Origin of the sequence: uncultured Tenacibaculum sp. (assembly GCF_947498805.1) — a bacterium.
Taxonomy (GTDB): Bacteria; Bacteroidota; Bacteroidia; order Flavobacteriales; family Flavobacteriaceae; genus Polaribacter.
Map to the genome: position 1 here is coordinate 370,606 of NZ_CANMLT010000005.1, position 15,909 is coordinate 386,514.

16 protein-coding genes are annotated in these 15,909 nt (G+C 30.5%); 9 read left to right on the top strand and 7 right to left on the bottom strand.

Annotated features, from left to right (window positions below):
- The first annotated feature begins 153 nt into the window (after nucleotides 1-153).
- A complete protein-coding gene (locus Q0873_RS12250; RefSeq protein WP_299107617.1) occupies nucleotides 154-1,326 on the top strand; it encodes a metallophosphoesterase in 1,173 nt (390 codons plus the stop codon).
- 1 nt (nucleotide 1,327) lies between these two features.
- Nucleotides 1,328-2,029, top strand: coding sequence for a CPBP family intramembrane glutamic endopeptidase (locus Q0873_RS12255; RefSeq protein ID WP_299107620.1), 702 nt, complete (start codon nucleotides 1,328-1,330; stop codon nucleotides 2,027-2,029).
- 51 nt (nucleotides 2,030-2,080) lie between these two features.
- Here Q0873_RS12255 and Q0873_RS12260 read toward each other — a convergent pair whose 3' ends face one another.
- The 4 genes from Q0873_RS12260 to Q0873_RS12275 are packed head-to-tail and all read right to left on the bottom strand — an operon-like array spanning nucleotide 2,081 to nucleotide 5,864.
- Nucleotides 2,081-2,596 (bottom strand): gamma carbonic anhydrase family protein, encoded by a 516-nt coding sequence (locus tag Q0873_RS12260; RefSeq protein WP_299107622.1) that lies wholly within the window; start codon nucleotides 2,594-2,596, stop codon nucleotides 2,081-2,083.
- A 14-nt stretch (nucleotides 2,597-2,610) separates the two neighbouring features.
- The gene (locus Q0873_RS12265; RefSeq protein ID WP_299107624.1) at nucleotides 2,611-2,970 is read right to left on the bottom strand and encodes a hypothetical protein; all 360 of its coding nucleotides are present in this window, start codon (nucleotides 2,968-2,970) and stop codon (nucleotides 2,611-2,613) included.
- 2 nt (nucleotides 2,971-2,972) lie between these two features.
- Complete coding sequence (locus tag Q0873_RS12270; RefSeq protein WP_299107626.1) at nucleotides 2,973-3,704, bottom strand: LytTR family DNA-binding domain-containing protein; 732 nt, start codon at nucleotides 3,702-3,704, stop codon at nucleotides 2,973-2,975.
- Between the two features lie 3 nt (nucleotides 3,705-3,707).
- Nucleotides 3,708-5,864: a histidine kinase gene (locus Q0873_RS12275; protein ID WP_299107628.1), complete on the bottom strand. Its 2,157-nt coding sequence runs from the start codon at nucleotides 5,862-5,864 to the stop codon at nucleotides 3,708-3,710.
- 255 nt (nucleotides 5,865-6,119) lie between these two features.
- Between Q0873_RS12275 and Q0873_RS12280 the strand changes: the two genes are divergently transcribed.
- Nucleotides 6,120-6,818: an SIMPL domain-containing protein gene (locus tag Q0873_RS12280; protein ID WP_299107630.1), complete on the top strand. Its 699-nt coding sequence runs from the start codon at nucleotides 6,120-6,122 to the stop codon at nucleotides 6,816-6,818.
- A gap of 41 nt (nucleotides 6,819-6,859) precedes the next feature.
- A complete protein-coding gene (locus Q0873_RS12285; RefSeq protein WP_299107632.1) occupies nucleotides 6,860-7,987 on the top strand; it encodes a hypothetical protein in 1,128 nt (375 codons plus the stop codon).
- 50 nt (nucleotides 7,988-8,037) lie between these two features.
- On the opposite strand, the gene Q0873_RS12290 is transcribed toward Q0873_RS12285, so the two are convergent.
- The 3 genes from Q0873_RS12290 to Q0873_RS12300 are packed head-to-tail and all read right to left on the bottom strand — an operon-like array spanning nucleotide 8,038 to nucleotide 10,686.
- A complete protein-coding gene (locus tag Q0873_RS12290) occupies nucleotides 8,038-8,832 on the bottom strand; it encodes a glucosaminidase domain-containing protein (protein WP_299107634.1) in 795 nt (264 codons plus the stop codon).
- Nucleotides 8,832-9,773 (bottom strand): pyridoxal-phosphate dependent enzyme, encoded by a 942-nt coding sequence (locus tag Q0873_RS12295; protein ID WP_299107637.1) that lies wholly within the window; start codon nucleotides 9,771-9,773, stop codon nucleotides 8,832-8,834. The genes Q0873_RS12290 and Q0873_RS12295 overlap by 1 nt, the downstream gene beginning before the upstream one ends.
- A gap of 31 nt (nucleotides 9,774-9,804) precedes the next feature.
- A complete protein-coding gene (locus Q0873_RS12300) occupies nucleotides 9,805-10,686 on the bottom strand; it encodes a winged helix-turn-helix domain-containing protein (protein ID WP_299107639.1) in 882 nt (293 codons plus the stop codon).
- A gap of 430 nt (nucleotides 10,687-11,116) precedes the next feature.
- Between Q0873_RS12300 and Q0873_RS12305 the strand changes: the two genes are divergently transcribed.
- The 5 genes from Q0873_RS12305 (at nucleotide 11,117) to Q0873_RS12325 (ending at nucleotide 15,881) form a co-directional block, all read left to right on the top strand.
- On the top strand, nucleotides 11,117-12,565 hold the full coding sequence (locus Q0873_RS12305) for an SEFIR domain-containing protein (protein WP_299107641.1): 1,449 nt from the start codon (nucleotides 11,117-11,119) through the stop codon (nucleotides 12,563-12,565).
- A 28-nt stretch (nucleotides 12,566-12,593) separates the two neighbouring features.
- Nucleotides 12,594-13,547: a putative phage abortive infection protein gene (locus tag Q0873_RS12310; RefSeq protein ID WP_299107643.1), complete on the top strand. Its 954-nt coding sequence runs from the start codon at nucleotides 12,594-12,596 to the stop codon at nucleotides 13,545-13,547.
- A gap of 193 nt (nucleotides 13,548-13,740) precedes the next feature.
- Nucleotides 13,741-14,364: a JAB domain-containing protein gene (locus Q0873_RS12315; RefSeq protein WP_299107646.1), complete on the top strand. Its 624-nt coding sequence runs from the start codon at nucleotides 13,741-13,743 to the stop codon at nucleotides 14,362-14,364.
- A gap of 58 nt (nucleotides 14,365-14,422) precedes the next feature.
- The gene (locus Q0873_RS12320) at nucleotides 14,423-15,136 is read left to right on the top strand and encodes a hypothetical protein (RefSeq protein ID WP_299107648.1); all 714 of its coding nucleotides are present in this window, start codon (nucleotides 14,423-14,425) and stop codon (nucleotides 15,134-15,136) included.
- A 103-nt stretch (nucleotides 15,137-15,239) separates the two neighbouring features.
- Entirely contained in the window at nucleotides 15,240-15,881 is a 642-nt protein-coding gene (locus tag Q0873_RS12325; protein WP_299107651.1) for a hypothetical protein, read from the top strand.
- Nucleotides 15,882-15,909 lie beyond the last annotated feature (28 nt).

Sequence of the window (15,909 nt, forward strand, 5' to 3'; positions counted from 1 at the left end):
ATTGAGGTTATACTATTTAAAAAGTGTGACAAACGGACTGTCCTACATAAAAGCATCCTTTTGTAATCAAAGAACCTCAACACATCCCAATAACTTTATTCAAACAAACCCTATGAATAGGTTTGCTTCATCAATATTTAATACTTAGAACTGATGAAAAAAAGAATTTTACGATATTTTAAACACATTTTTGGTACTATACTTACCTTATTTATTATTGGAGTTTGCTTTTTGCTATATGCTAACGGTACTTTTAATTATGGACAAAACCCGAAGCGTTATGACCTTTCCCATGAAGGACCCTATGTTTTTTTCGAAAACGACAGTCTTCTTTCTGTAAACTATGTAAAAGGTAATAAAGATGATGGCTTTTTTGTAGACACTCAAAAACACAGTACTCACAATTCTATCAAGGGCGACTGCTTTTTTCCTTTAGATACTTCTAAATTTGATTTTTCTATAAATCCAAATGTAAGCACTCCAAAAGCTATTTATAATGATGGAAACAAAATTTTAGCTATTTCTGATATTGAAAGTAAGTATAAAACTTTCCGCGACTTTTTAATAAGCAATCAGGTTATTGACAAAGAACTTAACTGGACTTTTGGTAAAGGACATTTAGTTTTAGTAGGTGATTTTGTAGATAGAGGTTTTTCTACCACCCAAGTTCTTTGGTTTATTTACAAGCTAGAACAAGATGCTAAAAAACATGGAGGAAACGTTCATTTTATCTTAGGAAACCATGAACTAAAAAACCTTCAAGGGCAATATAAATCTGCCGAACAAAAATATTATGCCATTGCTTCTATCTTAGGAAAACAACAGTTTAATTTATATGATCAGAATTCTTTTTTAGGAAGATGGATCTCTTCTAAAAACACCATTGAACTTATCAACGGAATTCTTTTTACTCATGGAGGAATTCATCCTGAAATTACTAAATCAAGTCTTACTTTGCACGATTTGAATCGAATTAACAGAGCTAATTATTACAAAAGATATTTTCCAAAACCAGAAAAAAATATGACGCAAACGGTTCTTTCTACTAAAAAAGGAATTTGTTGGTATAGAGGTTATTTTAAAGATGATCTATCTCAAGAAGAAGTTGAAAAAGGAATTGAAAAATTCAATGCAAAAGCTGTGGTTGTTGGACATACAATTCAATCTACAGTAAAAAAATATTACAATGGAAAAGTACTTGCAATTGACGTAAAACATCCGAATGATTATTTAAAAAGTTGGCCAAACAAAAAATCTGAAGGCTTGTTAATTGAAAACAACAAATATTTCACTGTATTACATAACGGAACTAAAAAAGCTTTATAATATGAAAAACTCTGGAATATCGATTAAAAAAGATTCAGTTTATAAACTTCTCACAAAACCTTTTATTGTTGTTATAGTTATGCTTCTAGCACCATTACTTGGCTGCTTAGACAGAAATTTTAGTTTCTTCTTTGGTTTAGGTATTGTTTTATTAATTCTTTGGTCAAGTAATTTTAAATGGTCTTTGTTTGGTTTTACAAAGCGACTTACAAAAAAGACAATTATTTATAGTATACTATTAACTATTACTCTTCTTTTTCTCGACAACATTATAGCTCTTTTTGTAGAAAGTTACTTTGGACCACCTAATTACAGCTCTCTTGAAGGAATTAAACACAACCCTGTTAATTTTATAATAATTCTAATTATTGTTTGGACAATTGTAGCTTTTGGTGAGGAGTTTTTATTCAAAGGCTATTACTATAAATGGTTGGCTTCTCTTTTTGGAAACACAAAAAAAGCCTGGTTGTTTGCAGGAATCATCACTTCCATATATTTTGGAATCTCACATTCTTACCAAGGTATTTCTGGAGTAATTACCATTGCAATTATGACATTAGCAGATTCATATATCTTTTACAAAAACAAAACCAATCTTTGGTTGCTTATACTTATACATGGCTTATATGATACATGGGGATTAACCTTTTTTTACTTAGATAAAAAGAGTCCTATTACCCTATTTATTGAAAGCCTATTTTAGAAGAAGGGAAAGTAGTACAAAGCTCGGTTTCGTTATAAAACCGAGCTCTTTTTATTCTTTAAACCAACCAGAATATTTTACATAATTATTGGCTATACGGTCAATTTCTCCTGAGATAAGCTCTTGAGAAATGTCTTTTACTTTCTTTGCAGGCACTCCTGCGTAAATACTTCCGCTTTCTACTTTTGTATTCTTAGTTACAACAGCTCCTGCAGCTATGATAGAATTCGATTCTACCACACAATCATCCATAATAATACTTCCCATACCTACCAACACGTTATCATGAATAGTACAACCATGTACAATAGCATTATGCCCTATGGATACATTATTACCAATTGTAGTTGGTGATTTTTGATAAGTAGCATGTATCACTGCTCCATCTTGTATATTTACCTTGTCTCCCATTCTTATATAATGTACATCACCACGAATTACTGCATTGAACCATACACTACATTCTTTTCCCATGGTAACTTCTCCTACAATTGTAGCATTTCCAGCAACATAACAATCTTCTGGTATTTGCGGATGTTTTCCGTTTACGGATTTTATTATTGGCATATTTTTAAATTATGTTATATTTCTCTTGAAACATATTTAATAGTATCTTTTTCTATATTTATTATTATATAATCATCTATCGGAGTGCCCTTTGCGTAATATCCAAATTTTCTAACCACAACTGTATCTTTGATTTTATATTCTAATCGATAACTATCATCAATTGGTAAGGCTTCTGACATATCAATGCAATACTCTATCTTTTGTTTAGGCACCAACTTAACATATTTTAATGATTCAAATGTGTTTGGTTTTATATTTAAAGAATCAATTATAAAACTTGTATTATTTATAATTTTAAACTTCACTTTCTCATTATTAAAATGGCAAGAAGTAAAAGCACAAATTAAAATTATTAACCACCTGTTTTTCATCTTTATTTAAAATACGAAAGCAAATTAGCCTTTTTTGATGAAGAGACCATAATTTCTTTTCCGTTTGACAGCACTACGCTTCCTCCCTTTCCTTTTTTGTATTTCACAATCTCATTTACATTCACTAAAAATGACTTGTGTATTCTTACAAATGACGAATCTTTTAAAATTCCTTCAAAATACTTAAGTGTCTTACTCACCAATTTTTTAGAATTTTCAAAATACAGTTCTGTATAATTATCATCTGCTTTACAGAACAAAATATCACTTGTATTTACCACCTCAAAACCATCCTGTAAGGGAATAGTAATTTTTCCATTCACCATATTTGATTTTGGCGTAAGCACGGAGCTTTCTAAAGCTATTTCTTTCTCCTTGATTTCTGTAACTAAGTTCACTGCTTTTATCAATTCATCTATCGAAATTGGTTTTAATAGATAATAAGTTGCCTGTGTATTTAGAGCATCAATCGCATAATGATCATAGGCAGTTACAAAAACTACTTCAAAGGTTCTATTTTCTATTTTTTCTAACAAATCAAAAGCATTTCCAAAAGGCATTTCAACATCTAGAAAAACCAAGTCTAAATCGTATTTATTTATCAGTTCTTCTCCTTCCTTTATATTGCTTGCTTCTCCCAACAATTCAACATTAGGACAGTATTTAGAAATATAGTTTCGTAAAATATCTCTGCTTATTGCTTCATCTTCAACAATAATTGTTTTTAACTTCATAGCTTAATCTTTTTTTAATGTTAATTCTACTTTTGTTCCGCTTCCATCTTCAAAAACATCTGTTATTAAAACAGCAATTTTATCTTGATACATATCATTTAAAATTGACACTCTGTTTTTAATCGTACTCATTCCTTTAGATTTCTGCTTCAATTGATTTTTAGTCTTCATTTCTATAGACTTCTTTCTTCCTACTCCATTATCTTCTATTAAAATGACAATTGACTCTTCATTCTTGTTCTTCATTGAAATATGCAAATTCCCTTTTTCTTCTTTATATCGAAGCCCATGCCAAATAGCATTCTCAATATAGGGTTGTAACAGCATTGGTGGAATTGAATATTCTTCCAATCGAATTTCTTCATCTATGGTAATGGTGTAATCAAACTTATCTTGAAAGCGATTGTGTTCTAACTTTACATATAACTCCAACAATTCAATTTCTTTAGATAACGGTATAAAATCTTCATCAGAATTTTCTAAAACAGAGCGCATTAATACAGAAAACTCCGATAAATATCGGTTCGCACTTCGTTCATCATTTACCGCTATAAAACTATTTACAGAGTTAAGGGCATTAAAAATGAAATGTGGATTCATCTGTGAACGCATTGATTTCAATGCCAATAAATTGTTTGCTAGTTTTTGTTGCTTGTTGGTTCTAAACATAAAATATGCTAGTAACGACATTAGTAACATTCCACCTATTAAAGAATAGATTACGTATTCTTGACGTTTATTACTTTCTTCGACTAACTGCTGATCCTTATACGCCAAATCAACCTTGGTATCTGCCAACTCTTTGTCTTTTTCTAAACTTTTTATTCTACTTCGATTCTCTGCAATACGTTTTCCAAAACGTTTTAATTGCTGTATTTCTTGCTCTTTTCTTGAATATAAAGTGTCTACCAATTGTACATAATCTTGATAAGACTTTAGCGCCTCAGAATAAGCTCCTACAGTTTCTAAAGCTTCCGATAATTTGCGAGTAGCATCCTTTTGTACAATTAAATCTTCATTCTCATCTGCCTCTTCAATACTCTTTTTTAAATAGGGTATTGCCTGGTTAAATTCTTCTTTTAAAATATAAGCGCTTCCTATTTTATAATTTATCTTTTGTGAAGTTATAGAATCTACCAATGACTCTTTATCTTCAGTTTCTATAGTAATACCATTGGCTTCTTTTAAGCTTTCTTTCCTTAAATCAATTTCATCATCATACCGTTGTGCTTGATTGTAATAATCAGCTACTTTTTGCTGTTGATTCAATGACCTTCTTACATTTTCTTTATAGGCTAAATCCAATGAGTTTTTAAAAAGTGAATCTGCTTTTACTCCTTCTCCTAGTTTTGCATAGGTTTCTGCTAGCTTTGAGTTTAAATCAGTTATTTTCGATTTTAAAGAACTTGCTTGAGCAATTTCTAAGGCACTTTCATAATACTCTTTTGCCTTTTTATATTCTGTCAAATTTTTATATACATCTCCTAGCCCCTCATTAATCGTTAAATTTTCATAATTACTCAGCTTACCTTTTGAAGCTCTCATAAAACTTCTTTTAGCATCTCCGTTCTTTAATGCTAACAATTGTGTTTTAGCTAACAATAACAGCACTCTATTTTCATTCACTTCTTTTAGAGATGCCTTGTAATTTTCAATAGCTAAATCATACTGTTTCCAATGGGTATATATATCTGCTAATTCTCTAAAAGAAACAGCCCGTCTACGTTTGGTATCGCTTTCATCAAGCATTTTCTCAACAAAAGTTAAACTCTTGTCTAAATCTTTTTCTTTATAAAATTTTACCGAATCGTAATAGGTGTTATATGCTTTAGAATCTCTTTTAGGTCCACTGTTTTTACGAATAGACAACTTATCAAAACTATATTTAGATTTCTTATCTTCATAGTCTTCTACCAATATTTGAATTGCTTTAAAATTTTCTACCGTATGAAACATGGTATTAAAGTCAGGGTGCGTAATCTGTATTACATCATTCAATCTTGCTTTAACCATATATTTATCATAAATATGAGAAAACACAAAAATTTCACCATTTACAATTACCTCAGCATTTCTAATAGGTAATCTTGTTTTTTCATCTATTACTTTTACTGGCACTGTATGCTCCCTATCATAACCTTTACTTCTTTGCGCTTGCATGGAAGTAAGAGTTAGTGCAAGTAAAAACAATTGTATATATAAAAACCTCTTCATTTCTTTAATTAATTCATGTAAACATACACACAAAAACTGGGTTCAAAAAATCACCTTTAGAGTAAAACCACTTAAAAGAATACTAAAAATACGGTTTCACTCATTTTTCATTCCTTTTCACTCATTCAACAACACTATTAACTCATTCTAGATTTTTTAAGAAAAAAGTTGGTCTTAGTTTTGATGTATAAATAATAAGTTATGAAAGTATTACAAGTTATCATATTAGTACTATGTACAAGTTTATCATTTAGTCAATCTAGTAAAAAGGACACTCCTTTTATTGAAGTGACAGGTAAAGCAGAATTAGAAATAAGCCCGAATGAAATCTATATTGATCTTTTACTAAAGGAAAAAGTAAAGAGTGGTAAAAAAACAAGTTTAGATGAATTAGAAAACTCGCTAAAAAATGAATTAGAAAAAATTGGAGTTCCGAAAGAGAATTTATTTATCTCAGATATCAACTCTGTAATTTCAAAAACGGGTTGGTGGTCGCAAGAAGTATTATCAACGGGTAAATATTCTTTAAAAGTTACGAGTCCTAAAAAACTAAAAAAGGTATTTGAAATTTTCGAAAAACTCAAAATTACAGACACCAATATTATCAAAGCAACACACTCGGAGCTTACAACTTTTAAAAAGAAAAATAGAATTGCGGCTATTAAAGCGGCTAAAGAAAAGGCCAAGTATTTACTAAATGCTATAGACGCTGGTACGGGAAAGCCATTGAAGGTATATGAAACAGAACATCAATTACAAGATTTTGCGCAACTAAATCATTTAAACGTAAATCAGAGTAGTTACAGTATATCAAAAGTCAAATCATATAGAAAAGATGTAGTACAATTTGAAAACATCAAACTAATATCATCTATTCATGTAGTATTTGAAATTAAATAACACCAAGCTTTTAATTAAACAATAATTAAAAACCAAAAATTATGAAAAATCATGTTTTAAAATTTAGTTTCCTATTCGGACTTCTACTTTCTGTAAGTAGTTATGCGAATACGACTCCCATTGAAAAGGTTAAAAAGCAGACCATAAAAGTTGCTTTATTATTAGACACAAGTAATAGCATGGACGGTTTAATCAACCAGGCAAAGTCTCAGTTGTGGGATATTGTAAATGAATTGTCTTATGCGAAATGTGAAGGTGTGAACCCGAATTTAAAAATCGCGTTGTATGAATATGGAAACGATCGTTTATCTTCTAGAGAAGGATATATTCGTCAGGTTTTACAATTTACAAGTGATTTAGATGAAATCTCTGAACGTTTATTTTCTTTAAGCACCAATGGTGGAAGTGAGTTTTGCGGACAAGTAATTCAAACTTCATTAAATGAATTGGAATGGGGAAAAAATGAACGAGACTTAAAAATGATTTTTATTGCCGGTAACGAACCATTTACGCAAGGAAAGATTAATTATAAAGATGCTATTACCAACGCAAAAGAAAAAGACATTACCATCAATACTATTTTTTGTGGTAATTACAACGATGGTATTTCTGGTATGTGGCAAGACGGAGCGTATTTTGGAAATGGAGATTATATGACCATTAACCACAACAAGAACATTGTACATATTGTAACACCTTATGATAGTGATATTATTATTTTAAATAAGAAATTAAACAAAACTTATATCCACTATGGAAATGCCGGATATTCTAAATATCAAAAACAAGCATTGCAAGATACCAATGCAGAAGAGTTAAACGAAGCTGTTGTAGTTAAGCGTGCCGTAAGTAAAAGTTCTCGATTGTATAATAATTCTTCTTGGGATTTAGTGGATGCTTCAAAAGATAAAAAAGTAGACTATACCAAGTTAAAGAAGGAACAATTACCGCAACACTTAAGAAGTAAGTCTACTAAAGAAATTAAAACATACGTTGAAACGAAAAGTAAAGAGCGCCAAGAAATTCAACAAAAAATTCAGGAATTGAATAAGAAGAGGAAACAGTTTATTGCAAAAAAGCAAAAAGCTAATGCAAAAAACAATGAATTAGAAAGTGTAATGATTAAGGCCATTAAAAAACAGGCCAAAAAGAAAAACTACTCTTGGTAGTAGTTCTTAGTTCAATTCAATTTTTAAGAAGGAGGAAACTCCTTCTTTTTTTATTTTATTAATAAATCCTGACCGATACTAATGGTATTATCTCTTAAACCATTATTTGATTTTAACTCCTTTACAGAAATATTATGTTTTCTTGCAATAGAATATAAAGTATCTCCTTTTTGAACTTTATAATATGAGTTTTGCGCTACTACTCGTTTTCCTTTTTTTCCTCTTTTCGGAATTCGATCGTATTTATTTAAATCGTATTTATGAATTAAGGCAATTAATTTTTGCGGATATTTTCTATCGGTAGCATATCCAGCTTTTTTCAATCCGTATGCCCAACCTTTATAATCGGTATGACGTAATCTAAATAAACTAGCATAACGCTTACGAGTTATTAAGAACTGTGAATGGTCTTCATACGATGATTCTGGATATTTATACTTTCTAAAGCATTCTCCTTTTTCATCATCATCATGGGTTACACTTTTTCCTTTCCATCCTCTATGACACTTAATTCCAAAGTGATTGTTAGAACGAATTGCTAACGGACTTCTTCCACTACCAGATTCTAAAATTCCTTGCGCCAATGTAATACTTGCTGGGATGTTATGCTCATGCATCTTTTTAACTGCAATAGGAGCAAATTTTAAGATATATTCTTCTGTATTATTAACCGTTGTTTTGGTCTTTCTTTTTACCTGTTCTAACTGAACAACATCAGGTTTTGTTTCTACATCTTCCTTAACAATAACCTTTTTAGGTTGTGAGTTTACCACACGCTTACTGGTATCGCAACTTGTTAATCCTAAAAATGTAACTACTATAAATAATCTTAAATATAACTTCATTAAACCTGTATTAATTCTTGATTCTTATTTTTTAACTTCTGGTTTACACCATCAATTCCTTGCAAACCTCCCGTATGAATTGCTAAAATTTTGCTACCCTTTTCAAAGGCATCGTTTTCAATCATTTTGAAAATTCCAAATAGCATTTTCCCAGTATAAATAGGATCTAACGGAATGTTTGTTTGTACCTTAAACTCATTTATAAAACGAATAAGCTCTGGAGTATATTTTCCGTATCCACCAAAATGAAACGCATTTTGTAAACTCCAATGATCGTTCCGCTTTGCGAACTGCTGTATTTCTGAGGTTAAAAAATCTCCTTTTAAAGCTGGAAACCCGATAACTTTTTGGTGTTCCTTTATGGAGTTTATCAATCCAGAAATGGTCCCTCCAGTACCTACAGCACAGCAAATATAATTGAATTTTTCATCTTCAAAAGTTAAGATCTCTTCACAACCTTGTATGGCCAAATCATTGGTTCCTCCTTCAGGTACTAAATAAAATTCTCCAAACTCATTTTGGAGTTCTTTGATAAATGCTTCCGAAGTTTTATTTCGGTATAACTCTCTTGATACAAACCTCAATTGCATACCATTTTCTACGGCATGTTTTAGGGTAGCATTTCCTGCAAGGGTGCGTTCTATATCTTTTGCTAATTCATCACCTCGAATAATTCCAATGGTTTTGAATCCTGCCATTTTACCAGCAGCGGCCGTAGCAGCAATATGATTGGAGTACGCGCCTCCAAAAGTTAGTAAGGTATGCTGTTTTTCTTCTTGGGCCTTGGTAATATTATACTTGAGCTTTCTGAATTTATTACCCGATACAAAAGGATGAATGCTATCTTCTCTTTTAATCCATAACTCAATTCCTTTTTCTTTTAAAATAGGTAATTGAATAGGTTGATTGATAGGTGTGGGTATTTCTAACTTAAAAAGCATTGACAGTAATTAATGCTACAAAAGTAAGAGTTTAATTGATTTCTAACTTATAGCCTACCCCATGAATATTGGTAATTTTAATAGAAGCGTCGTCTTTTAATTTTTTACGTAGTTTGGAGATATAGGTATCTAAACTTCTCCCTACAAAAACACCATTGTCTTCCCACACTTTTTTGGTAAGCTCTTCTCTTTTTACAATCTCATTGGGTTTTGTGATGAAAATTGCCAATAACTCGCATTCTTTTTTAGACAAGCTGATTTCCGTAGCTTGTTTTACCAACTTGTTTTGCTCCGGATAAAACTCAAATATCCCTAATGTTTGCATATCTTCTGAAGTCTTTGCTACCACTTCCTTTTTATTCCTACTTCTTAGAAAAACAAAAAGGCCAATAAAAAGTAGCACTAGTAAGCCTCCATAAAGTAACCAAGGCTGAGAAGTTGCCAATTGTTTTTGTAAAAACTGAATTTCTATGATGTAACAAGCGGTTGGTAAGAGTCTTCCTCTACAAGGAATAATAGAATTCTCTTCCTTTTGTTGCATTTCATAGCTATATACTACTTCTTTGTGTTCACAATCTTTGACTTCTAAAATATAATGGGTAGAAAAATTTGCCGTACTAAAGTTTCTATTGACAATAGAGACCAAACTATCTGGATGAATTTCTAAATTATTTTGAAAACTTAATTGATACCTTGATGCATTGAGTTCTTTTACGGGTAACACCAACGAAGTCATATCATGTGCATTTAGCAATAATTCATGACCAATACTACGTACCGACACTTTTACTCTTTCTGAAAAAGCATCTCGTTTACTACAGGAAATTACTCCTAGCAACACTAAAAACACACCGATATAAAAAATAGTTTTCTTACGCATACAACTTACAAATATCTGGCTTTTTATATTCATTTTAAGAGCGTTGACACTTCTTTTACACTTTTTTGACATTTGCAGAATCTACCCACCGTCATTACGAGGGAAATTATGACCGAAGTAATCTGCCTATCAAGAACTCCGAGCAAACAGATTGCTTCGTTACACTCGCAATGACACTACTTAACATCATTACAAATAAAGTGAAACACATTCCCCAAACGTCATTACGAATGAAGCACCGTGTAATGAAGTAATCTGCCCATCACAAAACCGAATACACAAACATTTACGGAAAAACCGTATTTAAAGTATGGAAAACCGTAATTTTCACTACTTCATTTAAACTATATTGGGAACTTCAAGAAACCACATATTTTCCGTTTACACTACCAATTAGGATTTATAAACGGATAAAAGGTACGCATATAAACAAGTTGTGGGTAATTTAAACTAAAATCAGAAATTGAAACAAAAAGTATTTATATCATATAGTTGGTCTTCGCCTGAGCATGAGGAATGGGTTATTAATCTGGCAGAAAGATTAATGTCAGACGGAATAGAAGTAATAATTGACAAATGGGATTTGAAGGAAGGTCATGACATGTTTGATTTTATGGAATCTATGGTAAAATCACCCGAAATAAATAAGGTTTTAATTATCCTAGATAAAACATATTCAGAAAAAGCAGATTCAAGAAGTGGGGGAGTTGGAACAGAAACACAAATTATCAGCCCAAACGTTTATAAAAATGCTTCGCAAGAAAAATTTCTTCCTATAGTTACTGAAAGAGATGGCGAAGGAAACGCATTTATTCCAACTTACCTTGACGGTCGAATTTATATAGACTTATCTTCAAATGAACATTTTGAAGAAAATTATGAGAAACTATTGAGGAACATCTATCAAAGACCTTCATTTCAAAAACCCAAAATTGGCACACCACCGAAATATTTGTTCGAGGAAACACCTAAATCATTCAAAACCTCACAAATATTGAGAACGTTTGATTATCAAATAGACAAACATCCTAAAAGAATAAATTCAATAATTAGAGATTTCCTAAATACTTTCTACAACAACCTGAAAGACTTCAAAATTGAATTTGAAGGAAGAGACTATATAGGAATCGGCAAACAAATTTGTGACAATATTCATCAATATACCCAGCTTAGGAATGACTTTTTAGATTTCATAAATAAATTAACGAAATTGGAAATAGATTTTGATTTTGATATCCTTATTAATTTTCTAGAGAAATTGCCGCTTCTAGAAACCCCTGACGAATCAAGGTCTAGTTGGTCTCAATTTGAATTTGATAATTTTCGAATTATAAACCACGAATTATTAATTTATCTGGTGGCCATCGGGTTAAAAAATGAAAACTACAAGTTCGTTGAGGATGTATTATACTCAACTTATTTCTTTAAAGACCGACATAACAACTATAATAATGAACCTAAAACCTTTGATGAATTATATAGGCATGTTGATTCCATTGATAAATATTATAAGGAAACCTATTCTCAAAATTTCTTTAGTTCAATGGCGGATTTAATCATAAAGAGAATTCCAGAAAATATGGACAAATCTGATTTTGTTCTAGCCGACCTTTTATGTTATTATGTTGCAAATATGAATGGAAAAAGTTGGTTCCCCAAAACTTATGTTTATAACTCTCAAGGCAAAAAAGAATTGTTTTACAAAATGGTCTCAAAAAAACATTTCAACAAGGTAAAAGGGCTGTTTGGTGTTAAAGATATTCAGGAATTAAAATCAAAATTAAATGAATTGAAAGAAAAGGACTCACAAAATGCTCCTTATAATAATCGTGTTGGTTATTCAGGTTCATTTGACCGAGTATTACCTCTATATGATGTTATTGAAATAGAAAAAATAGGAACAACAAGATAATATACTAATCGCTATACGTAATTGAGAAATGTTAACAGAAAAAAACAGCAAAAGACTATTATGGATTGGACTATTCTTGTTTCTTACAGGAATAGGTTTCTTTATTTGGAAAGAAAATTTCAATGTTTCAAGCAAATTAAATTCTGAAAAAATTGCTCAATTTGGAGACTTCATTGGTGGAATAGTTGGCTCATTATGGTCTTTAGCAGGAGTAATTTTATTTTACGTAGCACTAACAGAGCAACGAAATGACATTAAGATAAATCGTCAAGCATTAGAAGCACAAGTCGATGCTCTCAATCAACAAATAAAGGAGTTTGAATTACAAAGAACCGAACTTTCTGAAACACGAAAGGTATTTAAGGAACAAAGTGAAACACTCAAAATACAAAGGTTTGAGAATACTTTTTTTCAACTATTAAGCTTGCACCACGAATTAGTTGATAAACTAAATTTCGACAGAAATCAGTTTCTTGGACAAACAGAACCATTAGAAAAAAGAGCTGTTTTATCTAAAGCTTTTATTGATTTACACAGTAAAATCGAAGGTTCTAATACACTTCCATATAAGTCTTCAACTGGTCAAACTAATTGGAAAGAGTTTAAACCTGAATCAATAGAGGTAGCTGAAGAAAGATTGATTCAAGCTTACACAGAATTTTATTTTGAGGATTACAAGCAAATATTAAGTCATTATTACAGAAACGTATATCATATTTTTAAGTTCATTTATTTTTCAAAACTTATACCAAAGGAAAAAAAACAATTTTATGCAAGTTTGGTAAGAGCACAATTATCATCCGATGAACTTTATCTGATTTTATACAATTCGCTGATTGTACATTTAGGTTATCCAAACTTTTTGTTCTTAATCAAAGAGTATGATATTATGCAGAATTTTGACTTTAGACTTGTTAATGAAAATCTGTACCATAGAGAGATTTATGATAAATATTTAAATAACGTGAAACCGAATTGGTAAAAAACTACGCACAACAATGACTATAATTCATTGCTAAATATATTTTTAAAAAGAAAATTAGTTACTTTTAACCGGTTAGATTTCTACAGTGGAAAACCTTCTGGATTTTCAACTCGCAACGAAATCATAGCCACAAACATTCCAAACCTCACAATCCATTTCTTAGTTTAAAATAAAAGCTTACTTTTATACTATGGATATAAGACTAAGCGAAAAAGAAAAGATTAAAGTCCTGAATTCCGATGATATCTACGGAATTATGCAACGTATTTTACTAAGAGAAAGTAAGATTGACCAAAATAGAGAACACTTTTGGGTAATTGGTTTAGAAAATAACAATCGAATTTTATTTATTGAATTAATTAGTCTTGGCTCTGTAAATAAAACGATTGCAGAACCTATGGAAGTGTTTAGTTTTGCACTACAAAAAAGAGCGGTTAAGATAATTTTATGTCATAATCATCCAAGTGGTGAATTAAAACCATCTGAATCTGACAAAGATATTTCTGATAGACTTATTCAAGTAGGAATTATTGTAGATACAGAGGTAATTGACCATTTAATTATTTCAACCAAAAGTTATTTAAGCTTTAAAGACATCGGGCTTTTAGATGAGTTGAAAAAAAGCACAAAGTATGTTCCTAAATATGTATTAGAACAACAAATTAAAAAAGATGCTACTGAAATAGCTAAACGAAAAGAGAAAATTGAAATAGCGAAAGCCATGAAAAGGGTTGATGAACCTATAGAAAAAATTGCAAACTTTACTGGCCTAACAATTGAAGAAATAGAACAATTAAGAGTCCGAAAAAAATAGTGTTATTGCCTAAGAAGGGCTGAAAAATTGTGAGTTAAAAACTAAAAACATTACTGAAATGGAATTCAAAGGTGGAGCAATAATAATTGGTTCTTTATTTTGGGGTAATGAACCAAAACGTGTGAAGTGGAGAAAACTCTATTTGGAATCTGCGGAAAATAAAATTCCATTAAAAATTAGAATTCGATACGGAAGAGAATCAAGCTCAAGAAGTAATACTTATACAATGATTCTTACAAATCATCCAAAAACTGAGTTTGGAAATGCCTATATTTTAAGATTTAAAGAAACTCTTAAGAATGCCAAAAATTTAGAAAGTCAAGCTTTTGCAATGGCTTCAGCAGAAGGGTTATGGAAAAAATCAGGTCCTTCTCTTAATAAAAGTTGGGGAACAGTTGGACTTTTGATAAATCCAAAGTTAGAGAAAAATAAAACTCTTGAAATAATAAAAGAAAGATGGGCAAAAATTTATAAAGATTATAATTGGAGTAAATCAGACTATCAATTAGAAAATGAACCTGAAATAATTGATGAAAATGGGTTTCTTAAAATTGATTGGACTAATGAAATGGACGAATTTGATTTTCTAATAGCAACTTTAACCGTTCCTAAGCCAAAATTATTACTAACCGAAAAAAATATTGCCGAAAGAATTAACGAAACAGGTTATAACGAATATTTTTTAAAAAACTATGAAAATGGAATTCGTACATTCCAAGATGAGGAAATAATAAAGAATTTAAATAAAAAATCAATTACCAACAATTTATAACCCAATTATAACTCTAAAAATGTGCCTTTAAAGTATGTGGTTAGAAAAACCCAGTTTCAAAATTGCAAAAGAAGTTAGTATTAAACAAGAAAATACCTACAATTTGAAAACAACAATCTACTTGGTATTATTAATAGTAGCATTTTCTTGTAAGAATGTAATAAAAAATGATAGTACAGCCAAAAACACAGGCGTACCAGAACATAAAAAACACCCTATTTTACCCAACAAAATCTCAGTTCAACTATTAAATAATAACGGCGAGAAATTAAAACTGGAAAATGTGCTCTGCCATTTAAACATTTATATAGACTCTTTAAGTTATTATACTTACAGTTTTATTCCAACCGACTCAAATGGAATTGTTAATTTAACTAAAGAGCAACTAATACAAAATACTGAGTTAAAACATTATTACGACAAAACTATTCCGTTAGATCAAAGTCCTGTTAAATTTGATTTTATGATTATGGACACGAACTTAATCAATGGAATGATTACTGGCATGAAAAACTACTTATCTGTAGATATAGAATCAATAAAACTGGGGTTAAAGCAACGAGGATTGAATGATTCGCAAATTGCACTGCAAATTACTACAATTAAAGAAAAAATTGAATCTGACAAGAAGCTATTAGAAATATTAGAACATAACCAAAACGCTAAACTAGACTACTCTAATGGACCGAAAAAAATCACAGATTTTTGGAATAGTGAATCTGAATACTTTTACGAATTGAAATAAAAACTCTAAAGTATAATTTAATGCTTTA

Coding starts and splice junctions, on each gene's coding strand:
- Q0873_RS12250 (WP_299107617.1), top strand. CDS start 154: ATGAAAAAAAGAATTTTACGATATTTTAAACACATTTTTGGTACTATA.
- Q0873_RS12255 (WP_299107620.1), top strand. CDS start 1,328: ATGAAAAACTCTGGAATATCGATTAAAAAAGATTCAGTTTATAAACTT.
- Q0873_RS12260 (WP_299107622.1), bottom strand. CDS start 2,596: ATGCCAATAATAAAATCCGTAAACGGAAAACATCCGCAAATACCAGAA.
- Q0873_RS12265 (WP_299107624.1), bottom strand. CDS start 2,970: ATGAAAAACAGGTGGTTAATAATTTTAATTTGTGCTTTTACTTCTTGC.
- Q0873_RS12270 (WP_299107626.1), bottom strand. CDS start 3,704: ATGAAGTTAAAAACAATTATTGTTGAAGATGAAGCAATAAGCAGAGAT.
- Q0873_RS12275 (WP_299107628.1), bottom strand. CDS start 5,864: ATGCAAGCGCAAAGAAGTAAAGGTTATGATAGGGAGCATACAGTGCCA.
- Q0873_RS12280 (WP_299107630.1), top strand. CDS start 6,120: ATGAAAGTATTACAAGTTATCATATTAGTACTATGTACAAGTTTATCA.
- Q0873_RS12285 (WP_299107632.1), top strand. CDS start 6,860: ATGAAAAATCATGTTTTAAAATTTAGTTTCCTATTCGGACTTCTACTT.
- Q0873_RS12290 (WP_299107634.1), bottom strand. CDS start 8,832: ATGAAGTTATATTTAAGATTATTTATAGTAGTTACATTTTTAGGATTA.
- Q0873_RS12295 (WP_299107637.1), bottom strand. CDS start 9,773: ATGCTTTTTAAGTTAGAAATACCCACACCTATCAATCAACCTATTCAA.
- Q0873_RS12300 (WP_299107639.1), bottom strand. CDS start 10,686: ATGAATATAAAAAGCCAGATATTTGTAAGTTGTATGCGTAAGAAAACT.
- Q0873_RS12310 (WP_299107643.1), top strand. CDS start 12,594: ATGTTAACAGAAAAAAACAGCAAAAGACTATTATGGATTGGACTATTC.
- Q0873_RS12315 (WP_299107646.1), top strand. CDS start 13,741: ATGGATATAAGACTAAGCGAAAAAGAAAAGATTAAAGTCCTGAATTCC.
- Q0873_RS12320 (WP_299107648.1), top strand. CDS start 14,423: ATGGAATTCAAAGGTGGAGCAATAATAATTGGTTCTTTATTTTGGGGT.